This window comes from Candidatus Hydrogenedentota bacterium (genome assembly GCA_016791475.1).
GTDB lineage: Bacteria > Hydrogenedentota > Hydrogenedentia > Hydrogenedentales > JAEUWI01 > JAEUWI01.
In genome coordinates, this window is sequence record JAEUWI010000415.1 from 1 (window position 1) to 538 (window position 538).

A 538-nucleotide genomic window follows, 5' to 3' on the forward strand; every position below is an offset into this window, starting at 1 on the left:
CTTATGGAGGGCCTTGAGAGTCGTGGCCCCATCCATCTCGGGCATCATCATGTCGGTGATGGCCAGGGCGATTTCTCCCCGGTGCTGAGCCACCAGTGCCAAGGCGCCGGATCCCTCGCTGGCAGTGAGAACGCGGTAATTGTAGCGCTCGAGGATGGACTTCGTGATATCTCGGAATGAACTCTCATCGTCGATGACCAGCACACACTCCCCTTTTCCGGACCAACGAACGGGATCTTGTTTCTGAACGGTGATTTGCCTCTCGGTCGCCAGTGCTGGGAGGTAGACGGTGAAACGGGTTCCTTTGCCCGGCTCGCTATAGACGTTGAGAAAGCCCCCATGCCCCTTGACGATGCCGAGCACCGTCGAGAGACCCAGCCCGGTGCCACGACCCGAGTCTTTGGTGGTGAAAAAGGGCTCGAAAATCTTTTCGATGATCTCGTGCGGGATCCCGCTGCCGGTGTCGGTGACGGAGATCACCACATAGGGGCCGCATCGTGCATCCAAATGCAGCCGGGTGTAGGGTTCCTCCAACTCC

The 538-nt window shown here is 58.9% G+C and carries 1 protein-coding gene; it reads right to left on the reverse strand.

Annotation, left to right across the window (positions count from 1 at the left end):
• Window positions 1-538: response regulator (locus tag JNK74_29990; GenBank protein MBL7650401.1), on the reverse strand; the 538-nt coding region annotated here is incomplete at both ends.